General features: G+C 71.7%; 11 protein-coding genes. 5 read left to right on the forward strand and 6 right to left on the reverse strand.

What is annotated here, in order from left to right; genetic code table 11:
- Positions 1-4: 4 nt before the first annotated feature.
- From secA to mtrA, 6 genes are all read right to left on the reverse strand, one after another.
- A complete protein-coding gene (secA, locus tag ACTIE9_RS08470; RefSeq protein ID WP_439565153.1) occupies positions 5-2,872 on the reverse strand; it encodes a preprotein translocase subunit SecA in 2,868 nt (955 codons plus the stop codon).
- Between the two features lie 126 nt (positions 2,873-2,998).
- Complete coding sequence (gene hpf, locus ACTIE9_RS08475; RefSeq protein WP_439565141.1) at positions 2,999-3,679, reverse strand: ribosome hibernation-promoting factor, HPF/YfiA family; 681 nt, start codon at positions 3,677-3,679, stop codon at positions 2,999-3,001.
- Positions 3,680-3,726: 47 nt separating this feature from the next.
- Entirely contained in the window at positions 3,727-4,482 is a 756-nt protein-coding gene (locus tag ACTIE9_RS08480; protein WP_439565142.1) for a ComF family protein, read from the reverse strand.
- Positions 4,483-4,545: 63 nt separating this feature from the next.
- Positions 4,546-6,252, reverse strand: a complete 1,707-nt coding sequence (locus ACTIE9_RS08485) for a GerMN domain-containing protein (RefSeq protein WP_439565143.1) — start codon at positions 6,250-6,252, stop codon at positions 4,546-4,548.
- Positions 6,245-7,867 carry an MtrAB system histidine kinase MtrB gene (gene mtrB / locus ACTIE9_RS08490; protein ID WP_439565144.1) on the reverse strand — a complete coding sequence of 541 codons (1,623 nt, stop codon included), beginning with the start codon at positions 7,865-7,867 and terminating at the stop codon, positions 6,245-6,247. The genes ACTIE9_RS08485 and mtrB overlap by 8 nt, the downstream gene beginning before the upstream one ends.
- A 19-nt stretch (positions 7,868-7,886) precedes the next feature.
- The gene (gene mtrA, locus ACTIE9_RS08495) at positions 7,887-8,567 is read right to left on the reverse strand and encodes an MtrAB system response regulator MtrA (protein WP_439565145.1); all 681 of its coding nucleotides are present in this window, start codon (positions 8,565-8,567) and stop codon (positions 7,887-7,889) included.
- 93 nt (positions 8,568-8,660) lie between these two features.
- On the opposite strand from mtrA, the gene ACTIE9_RS08500 reads away from it, so the two are divergent.
- From ACTIE9_RS08500 to ACTIE9_RS08520, 5 genes are all read left to right on the forward strand, one after another.
- Positions 8,661-9,827 (forward strand): hypothetical protein, encoded by a 1,167-nt coding sequence (locus ACTIE9_RS08500; RefSeq protein ID WP_439565146.1) that lies wholly within the window; start codon positions 8,661-8,663, stop codon positions 9,825-9,827.
- Positions 9,824-10,477, forward strand: coding sequence for a DUF4129 domain-containing protein (locus ACTIE9_RS08505; RefSeq protein WP_439565147.1), 654 nt, complete (start codon positions 9,824-9,826; stop codon positions 10,475-10,477). Before ACTIE9_RS08500 ends, ACTIE9_RS08505 begins: the two co-directional genes overlap by 4 nt.
- Entirely contained in the window at positions 10,474-11,721 is a 1,248-nt protein-coding gene (locus ACTIE9_RS08510; RefSeq protein ID WP_439565148.1) for a DUF4350 domain-containing protein, read from the forward strand. The genes ACTIE9_RS08505 and ACTIE9_RS08510 overlap by 4 nt, the downstream gene beginning before the upstream one ends.
- Positions 11,718-12,692, forward strand: a complete 975-nt coding sequence (locus tag ACTIE9_RS08515) for an AAA family ATPase (protein WP_439565149.1) — start codon at positions 11,718-11,720, stop codon at positions 12,690-12,692. The genes ACTIE9_RS08510 and ACTIE9_RS08515 overlap by 4 nt, the downstream gene beginning before the upstream one ends.
- A gap of 19 nt (positions 12,693-12,711) precedes the next feature.
- The coding region (locus ACTIE9_RS08520; RefSeq protein WP_439565150.1) for a DUF58 domain-containing protein at positions 12,712-14,017 on the forward strand (1,306 nt) is incomplete at its 3' end.

Genomic DNA, 14,017 nt, shown 5'->3' on the forward strand with positions numbered 1-14,017 from the left:
CGGGCTAGCGACCCTTCTTCTTGTCCTGGGCGCGGCGCTGGGCGCGGTTGACGGGCGCGGCGGCGGGAGGAGCAGCGGGGGTCTTCTGCCCGAACGCCCCCGTCGCCTGAGCGCCGCCCTGGCCCTGACCGTTCTGCGGCTGACCCTGCGGGGCGCGCCGCGTGGGCGCGGCGGCCGGGGCCGCGGCCGGGCCGCCGAATGCGGCGGAGACCTGCGGTGCCGCCTGGCGGGCCGCATCCGTCGGCGCCTGCAGCACCTGGCCGCGCTGGTTGCGCACCTCGACGTCGCCGTCGGCCGACGGCGCCGTGTAGCTGAGGTTCTGCGGCGTCTGCGGCTGGTTGAGACCCTTCGCCGTCACCTGCGCGGTGCCCTTGCTGCCGGTCACCTCGACCTCGAGGTTGAAGAGGAACCCGACCGCGTCTTCCCGGATCGCGCTCATCATCGACTGGAAAAGCGCGTAGCCCTCGCGCTGGTATTCGACGAGCGGGTCGCGCTGCGCCATGGCGCGCAGACCGATGCCGTCTTTCAGGTAGTCCATCTCGTAGAGGTGGTCGCGCCAGCGGCGGTCGACGACGCTCAGCACGACACGGCGCTCGAGCTCGCGCGTCGCCGTGTGGCCCAGGGTCTCCTCGCGGCGTTCGTAGGCGAGCTTGGCGTCGCTCACGATCTCACGGATGAGGAAGGCCGGCGTGAGCTTCGAGCCGCCCTCGCTGATGACCTCGTCGATCGTGAGGCTGATCGGGTAGAGGGTCTTCAGCTCGGTCCAGAGCTGCTCGAAGTCCCACTCGTCGCTGTGGCCCGACGCGGTGTGGGTCTCGACGATCTCGGTGATCACCTGCTCGATGAAGGTCTGCACGCGGTCGCGCAGGTCGTCGCCCTCGAGGATGTGGCGGCGGTCGGTGTAGATCGCCTCGCGCTGGCGGTTGAGCACGTCGTCGTACTTGAGCACGTTCTTGCGGATCTCGGCGTTGCGCGCCTCGACCTGCGACTGCGCCGAGCGGATGGCCCGGCTCACGACCTTCGACTCGATCGCGAGATCGTCCGGAACGTTCGAGCGGCCCATGAGCGCCTCGGCGGCGCCCGCGTTGAACAGGCGCATCAGGTCGTCTTGCAGCGAGAGGTAGAAGCGGCTCTCGCCCGGGTCGCCCTGACGGCCGGAACGGCCGCGCAACTGGTTGTCGATGCGGCGCGACTCGTGGCGCTCGGTGCCGAGCACGTAGAGCCCGCCGACCTCGATGACCTTCGCGGCCTCGATGGCGACCTGCTCCTTGACGCGCGTGAACACGGCATCCCACTCGGCCTCGTACTCGTCGGGAGTGTCGATGGGCGAGAGGCCCTTGGCGTTCATCTCGGTGACCGCGAGGAACTCGGCGTTGCCGCCGAGCATGATGTCGGTGCCGCGACCGGCCATGTTGGTGGCGACGGTGACGGCTCCGAGCCGGCCGGCCTGCGCGATGATCGAGGCCTCGCGCGCGTGGTTCTTGGCGTTGAGCACCTCGTGCTTGACGCCGCGCTTGGCCAGCAGGCGCGAGAGCAGCTCGCTCTTCTCGACGCTCGTGGTGCCGACGAGCACGGGCTGACCCGTGGCGTGCCGCTGCACGATGTCGTCGGCCACCTGCTCGAACTTGACCTGCTCGTTCTTGTAGACGAGGTCGGACTTGTCGATGCGCTGCATCGGCAGGTTGGTGGGGATCGGCACCACGCCGAGCTTGTAGGTGCTCATGAACTCGGCGGCCTCGGTCTCGGCCGTGCCGGTCATGCCCGAGAGCTTCGTGTAGAGGCGGAAGTAGTTCTGCAGGGTCACGGTCGCGAGGGTCTGGTTCTCGGCCTTGACCGTCACCCCCTCTTTCGCCTCGATCGCCTGGTGGATGCCCTCGTTGTAGCGGCGCCCGACGAGGATGCGGCCCGTGTGCTCGTCGACGATGAGCACCTCGCCGTTCATGACGACGTAGTCCTTGTCGCGCTTGAACAGGGCGGATGCCTTGATCGCGTTGTTGAGGAACGAGATGAGGGGCGTGTTGGCCGACTCGTAGAGGTTGTCGATGCCGAGGTGGTCTTCGACCTTCTCGATGCCGGGCTCGAGCACGCCGACCGTGCGCTTCTTCTCGTCGACCTCGAAGTCGACGCCGGCCTGTAGTCGCTGGGCGATGCGCGCGAACTCGGTGAACCAGCGGTTCGCCTCGCCCGAGGAGGGGCCCGAGATGATGAGCGGCGTGCGCGCCTCATCGATGAGGATCGAGTCGACCTCGTCGACGATCGCGAAGAAGTGCCCGCGCTGCACCATGTCGGCGGTCTGCCAGGCCATGTTGTCGCGCAGGTAGTCGAAGCCGTACTCGTTGTTGGTGCCGTAGGTGATGTCGGCCGCGTACTGCGCGCGCCGCACCTCGGGAGTCTGGCCCGAGAGGATGCAGCCCGTGGTCATGCCGAGGGCGCGGAAGATGCGCCCCATGAGCTCGCTCTGGTAGCTCGCGAGGTAGTCGTTGACGGTGATGACGTGAACGCCGCGCGACGGGATGGCGTTGAGGTAGGCGGCGAGGGTCGCGACGAGCGTCTTGCCCTCGCCCGTCTTCATCTCGGCGATGTTGCCGAGGTGCAGGGCCGCGCCGCCCATGAGCTGCACGTCGAAGTGGCGCATGCCGAGCGTGCGCTTCGAGGCCTCGCGCACCGCGGCGAAAGCTTCGGGCAGCAGGTCGTCGAGCGATTCGCCGTTGCCGTAGCGCTCGCGCAGCTCGACGGTCTCGTTGCGCAGCTCGTCGTCGGTGAGGTCGCTGAAGTCGTCCTCGAGCTGGTTGATCGCCTCGGCGTAGGCCTTCAGCCGCCGCAGCAGGCGGCCTTCTCCGACTCGCAGAACTCGTTCGAGAACATTCGCCACTTCGGTCACTCCACTCGTCGGGCCGCACTCGGTGCCGCGCGGCCGGGCCTGGGCACGCCGCAGGCCACCGCAGAACACGGCCCGCCCATGCTAGCAACTGCGGCATGGGCGGGCCCGTGCGTGCGGTCAGCGGCCGCGACGGCTCGCAGCGACCGGTGCTTCTGCGGCCTCGAGGCCGATGACGCCGTAGTTCCACCCCTGACGCCGGTAGACGACACTCGGGCGGTCTGTCGCGGCGTCGATGAAGAGGAAGAAGTCGTGGCCGACGAGCTCGAGCTGGTCGACGGCCTCGTCGACCGTCATCGCCACCGCCGGGAACACCTTCTGCCGCACGACGACGGGCGAGTAGACCTCATCCGCCTCCTCATCGACGGGCGCCTGCACCGGGATCGCCCCCGTCGCGACCTTCTGGATGATGTCGGGGTCGGCCGGCGTGATGTCGATGACGCTGAAGCCGTCGGCGGAGGCCTCGTGCAGCGAGACCGGCCGGTGGTTGCCGCGGTGCACCTTCTTCTTATCCTTCGCGCGGCGCAGGCGTTCGAGCAGCTTGTCGATCGCGAGGTCGAACGCGACGTACTTGTCGCTGCCCGGCGACTCGGCCCGAACGACCGGACCCGGGCCGATGAGCGTCATCTCCACGCGATCATCCGGTGATCGCCCCGCGCTCTTCTCGTGATGACGGGTCACCTTGATCTCGAGCACCTGGGCGCGATCGGCGAGGTGCTCGATCTTCTCGGCCTTCTCAGTCGCGTAGTCGCGGAACCGGTCGGTGATGCCGATGTTGCGTCCGGTGATGGTGATGTCCACGTCAACCTCCTGAGCCGTCAGCGTGTCGCCTGTCGGTCAGGCGATCGTCACGCCTCCTTTCCCTCACGGTAGTCCTCGTGCGGCCCGTTGTCACCGGGACCTTCGTCATCGTCAGCCAAGAATCTCCAGGGGATGCTCGACACGCCCCGCCGACGCTGCGTCGCGGCGATAGCGGCCCCGCCCGCCACCTCGGCTCCCGCCGACCGCAGGGCGCGCGCGGTCGCGCGCAGCGTGGCCCCGCTCGTCACGACATCGTCGACGAGCAGCACCCGGCGCCCGCGCAGGCGCGGGCTCGCACGGAAGCGGTGCGTGTCGGCGGCGAGCCGCTGCTCGAGGGTGAGCGCCTTCTGCTCGGGGCTGTCGGCGACGACCCGCAGCCCCGCGGTGACGACGAAGCCGGCGCGACGGGCGATGAGCGCGACCGGGGCGAACCCGCGCCGGGTCGACCCCGCGCGCGAGCCGGGCACCGCCACGAGCAGCTCGGCGCCCGAGCCGCGCCACGCCATCGTGACGGCGTCGAGCAGCGGCACGGCGAGCGCACGCGCGAGCTCGGTGCGACCCTCGTGCTTGAGGGCCAGCAGCGCCGCGCGCGCGACGCCCTCGTAGGGCAGCGCCGCGACGATCGGCAGCGGCACGCGGTCGTCGAGGTCGAGGGTGGCGCCCTGCGGCCGCGATCGCAGCGCGGGAGCGCAGTCGGGGCAGAGGGCGCGATCGGGGGCACCGCATCCCGCACAATCGACCGGGGCCACGAGCGCCCAGGCGTCGGCGAGAGCGGTGCCGATCGCGGCCTGCCAGCGGGTCATGAGGGCACCGTGGCACGCAGCGCGCACGGGATGACCGGCGAACGGCGTGTCTGGGGAGAACGGCTACTGCTGCGTGCCGATGAACAGGGCCCGCAGGCCCGTGCTCTGCCAGCCCGAACCGCGCGGCTCGAACACGACGCCATCGCCCCCCAGCACGCGGATGCCGTCGACCCCGCCGTTGCCGCCCACGATCTGGGTCGCCTCGGGGGGCAGGCCGATCGGTCGGCTGCGCCCGCCGATCTCGTGCAGCTCGACGAGGGTCTGCTCACCCGTCCGCGTGATCGACGCGACGCGCACCTCGTCGACCCAGGTCGCGTCGACTCCCGCCTCGCCGTTCAGCGGCAGATCGCGCAGCTCGCCCAGGCGCACGGGAGCGCCCGAGGTCTCGTCGCGGATGACGGCGGCGTGCACGAGGCGCGGCCCGCCCGGCCCTTCGAGCAGCAGCAGCACGCGAGCGTCATCGCGCGACACGTCGAGCGAGACCACACGGGTCGCTTCGGGAAGCGCCGCCTCGACGATGAGCGCCGTGCCGTCGAGCCCGATCGCTCGGATACCTCCCGCCGGCCCCGACGCCGCCGTCCAGACGAACTGGTAGCCGTCGATGCTCGGCGCGATGAGCCCGGGGCGCTCGTCGAGCAGCACCGGTGGGGCGTCTCCGGCCCGCAGGGCCCACACGCCCTGGGGAGTGAGCACGGTGGCGAGCGTCTGGGTCGACGCGAGCGACACCGCCGTGGCCCCGAGCTCGATGATGACGGGGGTGAGAGTGCCGAGCGGTTCGACCTCGCCGCCGGTGGCGAACCCGAAGCCCTCCTCGGTGCGCAGCAGCACGCGCGGATCGACCTGGGGCACGACGTCGGGTGAGCCCGCCGTCCACTCGGGGATGGCGACGGCGTTCTGGTCGACCGTGATCTGCACGCCCACGACACCACTCACCGCGCGCAGGCTCGCGGCGAGCTGCAGCCGCAGACGCTGGCGCTCGAGGTCGGTGAGGGCGAGCACCTCGTTGGTGAGATCGATCCGAGCGATGCCCGCCTCGACCGTCACGGGAGCGAGGGCGAGCGTGGTGCCCGCGGGGATCGCCGACACGGTCGCCCCCTGACCGAGCCAGCTCGTGGGCGGCTCGAGCACGGCGCGCACGACGCGGGTCGCGACCTCCGAGCGCGAGGGGAACCAGCGCAGGTCGGGCACGAGGTTGCGGAACGCGGCGTCCCAGTAGAAGAGAGTGTGCTGGCTGAAGGCGCTGGGGAAAGCCTGCTGCGAGATGATGATGCCGTCGCCGAGCTCGGCGATGCGCCACTCGCCCTCCTCCTGCACGAAGCGGAAAGCCGGCAGCGTCTGCGTCGCGGCATCGTCGGCCACCGAGTAGCGGCCGACAGCGTCGACCGAGGCCACGATCGGCACGCTGTAGGTCAGCGTCGTCTCGTCGATCTGCGCGATCGCGCCCTCGCGCGCGCGCACGAGCGTGCTCGCGTAGGGGTTCCACACGTCGGCCGCCTCATCGGCGAGGTACGAGCGCGCGATGCCGTAGTTGTTCTGCGCCGCGGTCGTGGCCGCGAGGAATCCGCGCAGGATCTCCTCCTGCGTCGCGCCCGCGCTCGGGCCCGATGGCAGGAAGTCGACGGCGACGTCGACGCCGGCGTCGAGATCGCCCCCGGGCTCGACGCCGCCGGAGAAGGGCACGGAGACGCACGCGGAGAGCAGCAGGGCGGGCACGGCGACGAGCGCCGCGAGCATCCGGCGTCGACGGGCGGCAGCGCGGGGCTCAGTCATCGTCGTCACCCCCGGCGGCGAGCGCGACGCCCTCGAGCGGATCAACGGGCGGGAGCTCGATGGGCGAGTGGTCGACAATCGCGCCGCGCTCGCGCGGCAGCGTGAGCCGGAAGCACGTGCCCTCACCCGGCACCGACCAGACGTCGATGGTTCCGCCGTGCAGCTGGGCGTCTTCCGTCGCGATCGCGAGGCCGAGCCCCGTGCCGCCCGTCGTGCGCTGGCGGGAGGGGTCGGCGCGCCAGAACCGGTCGAAGACGCGCTCGAGCTGCGCGGCATCCATTCCGACGCCGTAGTCGCGCACCGCGATGGCGACAGCCTCGCGGTCGCTGTCGACGTACACAATGATCGGGCGGCCCTCGCCATGATCGACGGCGTTGCCGAGAAGGTTCTGCAGGATGCGGCGGATGCGCCGCGATTCGACCTCGGCCTCGAAGTAGCCACCGGGGGCGACGAGGCGCAGCTCGCTGCCCTTCTCCTCGGCGAGCGGGCGGATCGCCTCGAGCGACTCCTCCACCAGCCGCACGAGATTGGTCGGCTCGGTGTCGAGCTCGACGGCCCCGGCGTCGTAGCGGCTCATCTCGAGCAGATCAGCGAGCATGACCTCGAACCGGTCGACCTGGGCGTGCAGCAGCTCGGCGGTGCGCGCGGTCGTCGGGCTGAACTGGTCGCGCTGCTCGTAGAGCACGTCGCCCGCCAGGCGGATGGTGGTGAGCGGCGTGCGCAGTTCGTGGCTGACGTCGCTCACGAACCGCTGCTGCACGCGCGAGAGCGCGGCGAGCTGCGTGATCTGCCGCTGGAGGCTGTCGGCCATGCGGTTGAACGACCGGGCGAGGGTCGCGATGACGTCTTGCCCCTTCACCGGGATGCGCTCCTCGAGCTGGCCGTCGGCGAGCTTCTCGGCCGTCTCGGCGGCGACCCGCACGGGGTTGATGGCGAGCCGCGTCACGAGATAGGTGACGAGGCCGATCGTCGCGACGAGCAGCAGCGAGCCGATGACGAGCGTCTGCTGCACGAAATCGAGGGTCTGCTGCACATCGCGCACGTTGTAGACGAGGTAGAGCTCGTACTGCCCGGCCGTGGGAACCTCGAAGACGCTGCCGACGACGATGCCGGGGTCGAACCCCTCGTCACTCGCGAGCGACACCGCCTGCGTGTAGAGCAGACCGTCGTCTTGCGCGACCTGATCGCGCAACTCGTCGGAGATCACGGCGGTCTCATCGAGCCCGATGGTGCGGCGCGGGATCATCGTGACGGCGGTGTTCTGGCCGGGCGTGCGCAGGATGGCGTACTGCGTGCCGCCCGGGCTCGAGGTCGAGCCGAGGATGGTGCGCTGCGCCGTCTCATTGACCGCCTCGACGTCGATCGTGCCGTTCGATGACACGGAGTTGTCGAAGAGCAGCTGGGTGTTGACGGTCGCCTGGCGGGCCTCAGCGATCGCCTGGCTCTTGCGCGCCTCGTAGAGGTTGGTCGCGATGCTGATCGACATGTAGCCGCTGATGATCGTCACGGCGATCGTCGAGAGGAAGACGGTGATCGCCACCGTGCGCAGCTGCAGCGAGCTGCGCCACAGGTGGCGCACGCGCTGGACGAGACTGCGCCAGGTGTACGGAGGCATCGCTCGGGCCGCCCCGCCCTCAGCGGGCCGCGCCGGCCCGGTAGCCCACGCCGCGCACGGTCATGACGATGCTCGGATTGTCGGGGTCTTGCTCGACCTTGGCGCGCAGCCGCTGCACGTGCACGTTGACCAGTCGCGTGTCGGCCTTGTACTGGTAGCCCCAGACCTGCTCAAGCAGCATCTCACGCGTGAACACCTGGTTGGGCTTCATCGCGAGCGCCAGCAGCAGGTCGAACTCGAGAGGGGTGAGCGAGATCGACTGGCCGTCGCGCGTCACCTCGTGACCCGTCACGTCGATCACGAGGTCGCCGATCGGCAGCCGTTCGACCTCCGACTGCGCGCTCGGGCGCAGTCGCGTGCGGATGCGCGCCACGAGCTCTTTCGGATTGAACGGCTTGACGACGTAGTCGTCGGCGCCGCTCTCGAGCCCGCGCACGACGTCGGTGCTGTCGCTCTTCGCCGTCAGCATGATGATGGGCGTGCCGCTCGACTCGCGGATGCGCGTGCACACCTCGATGCCGTCCATGCCCGGCAGCATGAGGTCGAGCAGCACGAGGTCGGGCTTGACGCTCGCGAACGACTCGATCGCCGCGGGGCCGTCGAACGAGAAGTGGGGCTCGAAGCCCTCGCCGCGCAGCACGATGCCGATCATCTCCGCGATGGCGGCGTCGTCGTCGACGACGAGGATGCGCGCAGTCATCAAGCGACCTCCGCTTCGTGTTTGGCCCCAGCCTAGACGAGTGTGACACCATACGTTCCGAGCACGACTCAGGCGTCGACGAAGGGCGAGCACGTGAGCGATTCCACCTCCTGGGCCTCGCCGGGCGGCGACACCCCCGAGTCGGGCGGCGCGGCCCCTGCGGGCGGCGGTTACGCGCCCGCCCCCGGGGCGGTTCCCCCCACCGCGGGCTGGACTCCCCCGCCCAAGCCGGGCCTCATCCCGCTGCGCCCCCTCGAATTCGGCACGGTTCTCGGCGCGAGCTTCCAGGTGCTGCGCCGCAACCCGCGCCCGACCTTCGGGGCCGCGCTGCTGCTCAACGCGCTCGTCGTCTTCCTCTCGACGGGCATCAGCACGGTCATCGTCGTCTCCGGCATCGAGCGCGCGTCGCGGGCGAACTTCGCCGACGCCGACACGATCTTCGCGGGCACGATCGCGCTGGCCCTCGTCGCGACGCTGCTCGCCGTGGGCATCTCGATCGTCGCGCAGGCACTGCTGCAGGGCATCATCTCGATCGAGGTCTCGCGCGCCACCCTCGGCGAGAAGCTCACGCTGCGGCAGCTCATCGACCTCGGCCGCGGCCGCTGGTGGGCGCTCATCGGCTGGACGGCTCTGATCGGCCTGATCGTCTTCGCCGCCTTCGGCGTGCTCATCGGGCTGAGCATCGGGTTCTTCGCGGTCGGCGACCCGGTCGCGATCGCGGGCGGCATCGTGCTGCTGGTCATCGGGGTGCTCGGGCTCATCGTCGTGAGCGTCTGGATCGCGACGATGCTCGCCTTCGTCCCCGCCGCGATCATGATCGAGCGGTTGCCGCTCGGCACGGCCGTGCGCCGCTCGTGGCGGCTGGTGCGCGGCGCGTTCTGGCGCATCCTGGGCACGCTGCTGCTCGTGACCGTGATGGTCAACATCGCCGCGAGCGTCGTCACGACACCCTTCCAACTCGCGGCCACCTTCGCAGCCCCTCTCGTCAACCCGGCGGGCGAGATCGAGACCGACCTCACGGTGTTCCTCGCGATCAACCTCGTCGTCGTCGCCATCACCGCCGTCGTCGGGGCGATCGGTGCCGTGCTCACGACCGCTGCGACCTCGCTGCTCTACATCGATCGGCGCATGCGCACCGAGGGGCTCGACCTCGAGTTGCAGCGCTACGTCGAGCTGCGGGCCACGGGCGCGGCCGGTGCCGACCCCTACCGCTCCGGGCCTCCCCCGACCGCGGTGCCCCCGGCCTCTGCCGCGCCGTGATGCTGCGGGTCGTACCGGTCGAGCCCGATGCTCCGGATGCGCGGGACCTGCTGCTCGACGAGCTCAGCGACCCTGCCTACGCCGAGAGCCAGCCGACCTGGTTCGACCTCATCGCGCAATCGGTCATCGACTGGTTCAGCTCGCTACGGCTCGCGGAGGGTGACGGGCCGCCCGCCCTCGCCCTCGTGATCGGCGGCATCGTGCTGGCCGCCGCGATCGCCGCCGCCATCCTCGTCTACGGTCTGCCGCGCTGGCGCACGCGCAGCCGCCTCACGAGCGAACTGCTCGGCGAGAACGATCGCCGCACCGCCCGCCAGTTGCGCCGGGATGCCGAGCGCGCCGCCGGTGCGGGCGACTGGCCGCGCGCGATCGCCGACCGCTATCGGGCCATCGCGCGCGCGCTCGACGAGCGCACGATCGTCACGGCCCTGCCGGGCACGACGGCGCACGGCTTCGCGCGCTCTGCGGCGCAGCAGTTCCCCGAGCACGCCGGGCAGCTCGAGGCCGCGGCCGACCACTTCGACGGGGTGCGCTACCTCGACCGCCCCGGCAGCGCCGACGACTACGCCCTCGTGCGGACGCTCGACGAGGCCATCGATGCCACGCCGTCGCCGCTGCCCGCCCTCGCCGACCGTGCGGGCGCGCGATGACCGCCCCCGCCACCGGCTTCGACGCCGAGCTCTCGGCCGTCATCACCACGCCGACCGTGCGCCGCGCGGTGCGCCGATCGCTCTATTGGGCCGTCGCGATCGCGGGCCTGCTCGTGCTCGGCGCGATCACGATCGCGCTCAACGGGGCGACGCGCGAGGCGCAGCGCTGGGGGGCCGACGAGACGGCGCCCCCGGGGTCGCGGGCCGTGGTCGAGGTGCTGCGCGACGCGGGCGTCGAGGTCGTGGTGACCGGGAGGCTCGACGACACCCTCGCCGCTCTCGAGGAGCCCGGCACGACCCTGTTCGTGGGCGACGTGCGCGGCATCCTCGACGAGGAGCAGTGGCCGCGCCTGCTCGGCACGGCCGACCACCTCGTGATCGCCGAGCCCTCGCAACCGGCCCTGGATGCCCTGCGCATCGACGCCCTCACCGCCGCGCCGCTCACCGAATCGCGCGACGGGGTCGAGCTGGTCGCCGACTGCACCCTACCGGCCGCCGAGCGGGCGGGGAGCATCCGCGCGACCGGCATCGGCTACAGCACTCTCGACGGCGAGGTCTGCTTCGACGCGGGCGAGACGGGTGCGGGCCTCGTGCGGCTCGAGGTCGACGGGCGGCAGGTGACCGTGCTCGGCGCGGGCAGCGTGCTGCAGAACGGCGAGATCACGCGCGCCGGCAACGCCGCGCTCGCGCTCGGGCTGCTCGGCGAGCATGCCACCCTCGTCTGGTACCAGCCGACGCCTGCCGACCTGACCGCGCCGACGGTCGCCGAACTCACCCCCGACTGGGTGAACCCGATCGCCTGGCTCGCCGTGCTCGTCGGCCTCGCCACCGCGTTCTGGCGCGGTCGGCGCTTCGGGCCGGTCGTCGTCGAGAACCTGCCCGTCGTCGTCAAGACGACCGAGACGATGGAGGGCCGCGCACGGCTCTACGCCCGCGAGGGCTCGCGGCTGCGCGCGCTCGACGCCCTGCGCGTCGGCACCCTGCGCCGCATCGCCGACGGCCTCGCCCTCGGCCGCGGCGCCGGCGTCGACGACATCATCGCGGCGGTCGCGGGCATCGCCACAGAACGCGACACCGCGGCGCTGCGCGCGCTGCTCGTCGACCTCGAGCCCCGCACCGACCGCGAGCTCGTCGAGCTGAGCGACCGGCTGCTCGAGCTCGAGGCCCTCATCGCGCGCCGCGTCGGCCTCGACGACGCGCGCTCAGCCACTGACACCGCACCGACCGGAAGAATGGACGCATGACCACGACAGATCCGCTGACGAGCACAGACCTCCGCGACGCCTTCGGGCGGGTGCGCACCGAAGTCGGCAAGGCCGTCGTCGGCCAAGACGGCGCCGTGAGCGGCCTCATCGTCGCCCTGCTCACCGGCGGTCACGTGCTGCTCGAAGGCGTGCCCGGTGTCGCCAAGACCCTGCTCGTGCGCTCGCTCAGCGCGGCCCTCGACCTGCGCACGACGCGGGTGCAGTTCACGCCCGACCTCATGCCGGGCGATGTGACCGGCTCGGTCGTCTACGACGCGAAGGCGGGCGACTTCGAGTTTCGCCGCGGGCCGGTGTTCACCAACATCCTGCTCGCCGACGAGATCAACCGCACTCCCCCGAAGACCCAGTCGGCCCTGCTCGAGGCGATGGAGGAGCGCCAGGTCACGATCGACGGCGAGACCCACCCGCTGCCGCACCCGTTCATGGTCGCAGCCACGCAGAACCCCGTCGAGTACGAGGGCACCTACACGCTGCCCGAGGCGCAGCTCGACCGGTTCCTGCTGAAGCTCGTGCTCGATCTGCCCGCGCGCGAGAGCGAGATCGAGATCATGCAGCGCCACGCCGCGGGCTTCACCCCGCGCGACCTCGGCGCCGCCGGGGTCACCGCCGTCGTGACCGCCGATCAGATCACCGAGGCCCGCGCCCTCGTCGGCGAGGTGCGCGCCTCGACCGAGCTGCTCGGCTACCTCGTCGACCTCGCTCGCGCCACGCGCCAGAGCCCGTCGGTGAAGCTCGGGGTCAGCCCCCGCGGCACGACGGCGCTCCTGGCCGCCGCGAAGGCCTGGGCCTGGCTGCAGGGAGCCGAGGCGATCACGCCCGATCACGTGCAGTCGATGCTGCTGCCGGTGTGGCGCCACCGCATCGCGCTGCGCCCGGAGGCCGAGCTCGAAGGCGTCTCGGCCGACACCATCCTGCGCGCGATCGTCAGCCAGGTGCAGGTGCCGCTGTGATCGCGGCGGCCGCCTGACCATGGCGATCTCCGGCTGGTTCGTGCTTCTCGTCGCCCTCGGCGTCGTGCCCGTCGTCGCGCTCGAACCCGTCGCCCCTCCCGAGCTCGTGCTGCTCGGCTGGCTCGCGCTGTGCGTGGCACTCGCCGGCCTCGACCTCGCGCTCGCGGCCTCGCCGCGCGCGCTGACCCTGCAACGGCAGACGGATGCCCGCGTGCGGCTGACCGAGACCGCGACGGCGACGCTCTATGTCACGAACCCGACCCGGCGCCCGCTGCGCGGCGTGATCCGTGACGCGTGGGAGCCCTCGGCGGGCGCGGCACCGCGACGGCAGCGGCTCGACGTGCCGCCCGGCGAGCGCCGGGCCCTGGTGACGCGGCTCACGCCGTGGCGCCGGGGCGAGCGCCGCACGGTGCTCGTCACGGTGCGGTCGCGCGGCCCGTTGCGGCTCGCCGATCGTCAAGCGAGCATCCGCGTGCCCGGGTCGATCACGGTGCTGCCCGAGTTCGCCGCCCGCAAGCACCTGCCGTCGCGGCTCGCGCGGCTGCGCGAGCTCGACGGCCGCACGAGCGTCATGGTGCGCGGCCAGGGCACCGAGTTCGACAGCCTGCGCGAGTACGTGCGCGGCGACGACGTGCGATCGATCGACTGGCGGGCGACCGCGCGCCGCTCGGGCGGCCCCGGGCCCGGCGGTGCCCCCGGGCAAACGCTCATGGTGCGCACCTGGCGCCCTGAGCGCGATCGCCACGTCGTCGTGATCGTCGACTCGGGCCGCACCGCCGCCGCGCGCATCGCCGACGAGACTCGGCTCGACACCGCGTTCGAGTCGACCCTGCTGCTGTCGGCCCTCGCCGATCGCGCGGGCGACCGCGTCGATGTGGCCGTCTTCGACCGGCGCGTGCGCGGTCGCGTGCAGGGCGCGCGCGGCGCCGACCTGCTCGCGAAGCTCGTCGAGACCATGGCCCCCATCGACCCCGAGCTCATCGAGACCGACTACACGGCCGTGCCGGGGCTCGTGCGCTCGATGACAGCGCAGCGCTCGCTCGTCGTGCTGTGCGTGCCCCTCGAGTCGCCCGGCGCCACCCGCTCGCTGCTCGCGATGCTGCCGCAGCTCACCACGCGGCACCTCGTGCTCGTCGCCGCCGTCACCGACCCCGCGCTGCTCGACGCCGCCGGCCAGCGCGACAATCGCGCCGCGGTCTACCGGGCGGCGGCGGCCGAGCGCGCGCTGCTCGACGCCGAACGGGTCGCGGCCGCCGTGCGGCGGCTCGGCGGCGACGTCGTCAGCGCCGCCCCTCTCGACCTGCCACCCGCCGGCGCCGACCGCT

It is taken from the genome of Microcella sp. (assembly GCF_051860105.1).
Lineage (GTDB): Bacteria > Actinomycetota > Actinomycetes > Actinomycetales > Microbacteriaceae > Microcella.

What these genes read in the sequence shown, in the direction of transcription:
- ACTIE9_RS08480 (WP_439565142.1), bottom strand. Translation starts at nt 4,482, where the DNA reads ATGACCCGCTGGCAGGCCGCGATCGGCACCGCTCTCGCCGACGCCTGG.
- ACTIE9_RS08485 (WP_439565143.1), bottom strand. Translation starts at nt 6,252, where the DNA reads ATGACTGAGCCCCGCGCTGCCGCCCGTCGACGCCGGATGCTCGCGGCG.
- mtrB (WP_439565144.1), bottom strand. Translation starts at nt 7,867, where the DNA reads ATGCCTCCGTACACCTGGCGCAGTCTCGTCCAGCGCGTGCGCCACCTG.
- mtrA (WP_439565145.1), bottom strand. Translation starts at nt 8,567, where the DNA reads ATGACTGCGCGCATCCTCGTCGTCGACGACGACGCCGCCATCGCGGAG.
- ACTIE9_RS08510 (WP_439565148.1), top strand. Translation starts at nt 10,474, where the DNA reads ATGACCGCCCCCGCCACCGGCTTCGACGCCGAGCTCTCGGCCGTCATC.
- ACTIE9_RS08515 (WP_439565149.1), top strand. Translation starts at nt 11,718, where the DNA reads ATGACCACGACAGATCCGCTGACGAGCACAGACCTCCGCGACGCCTTC.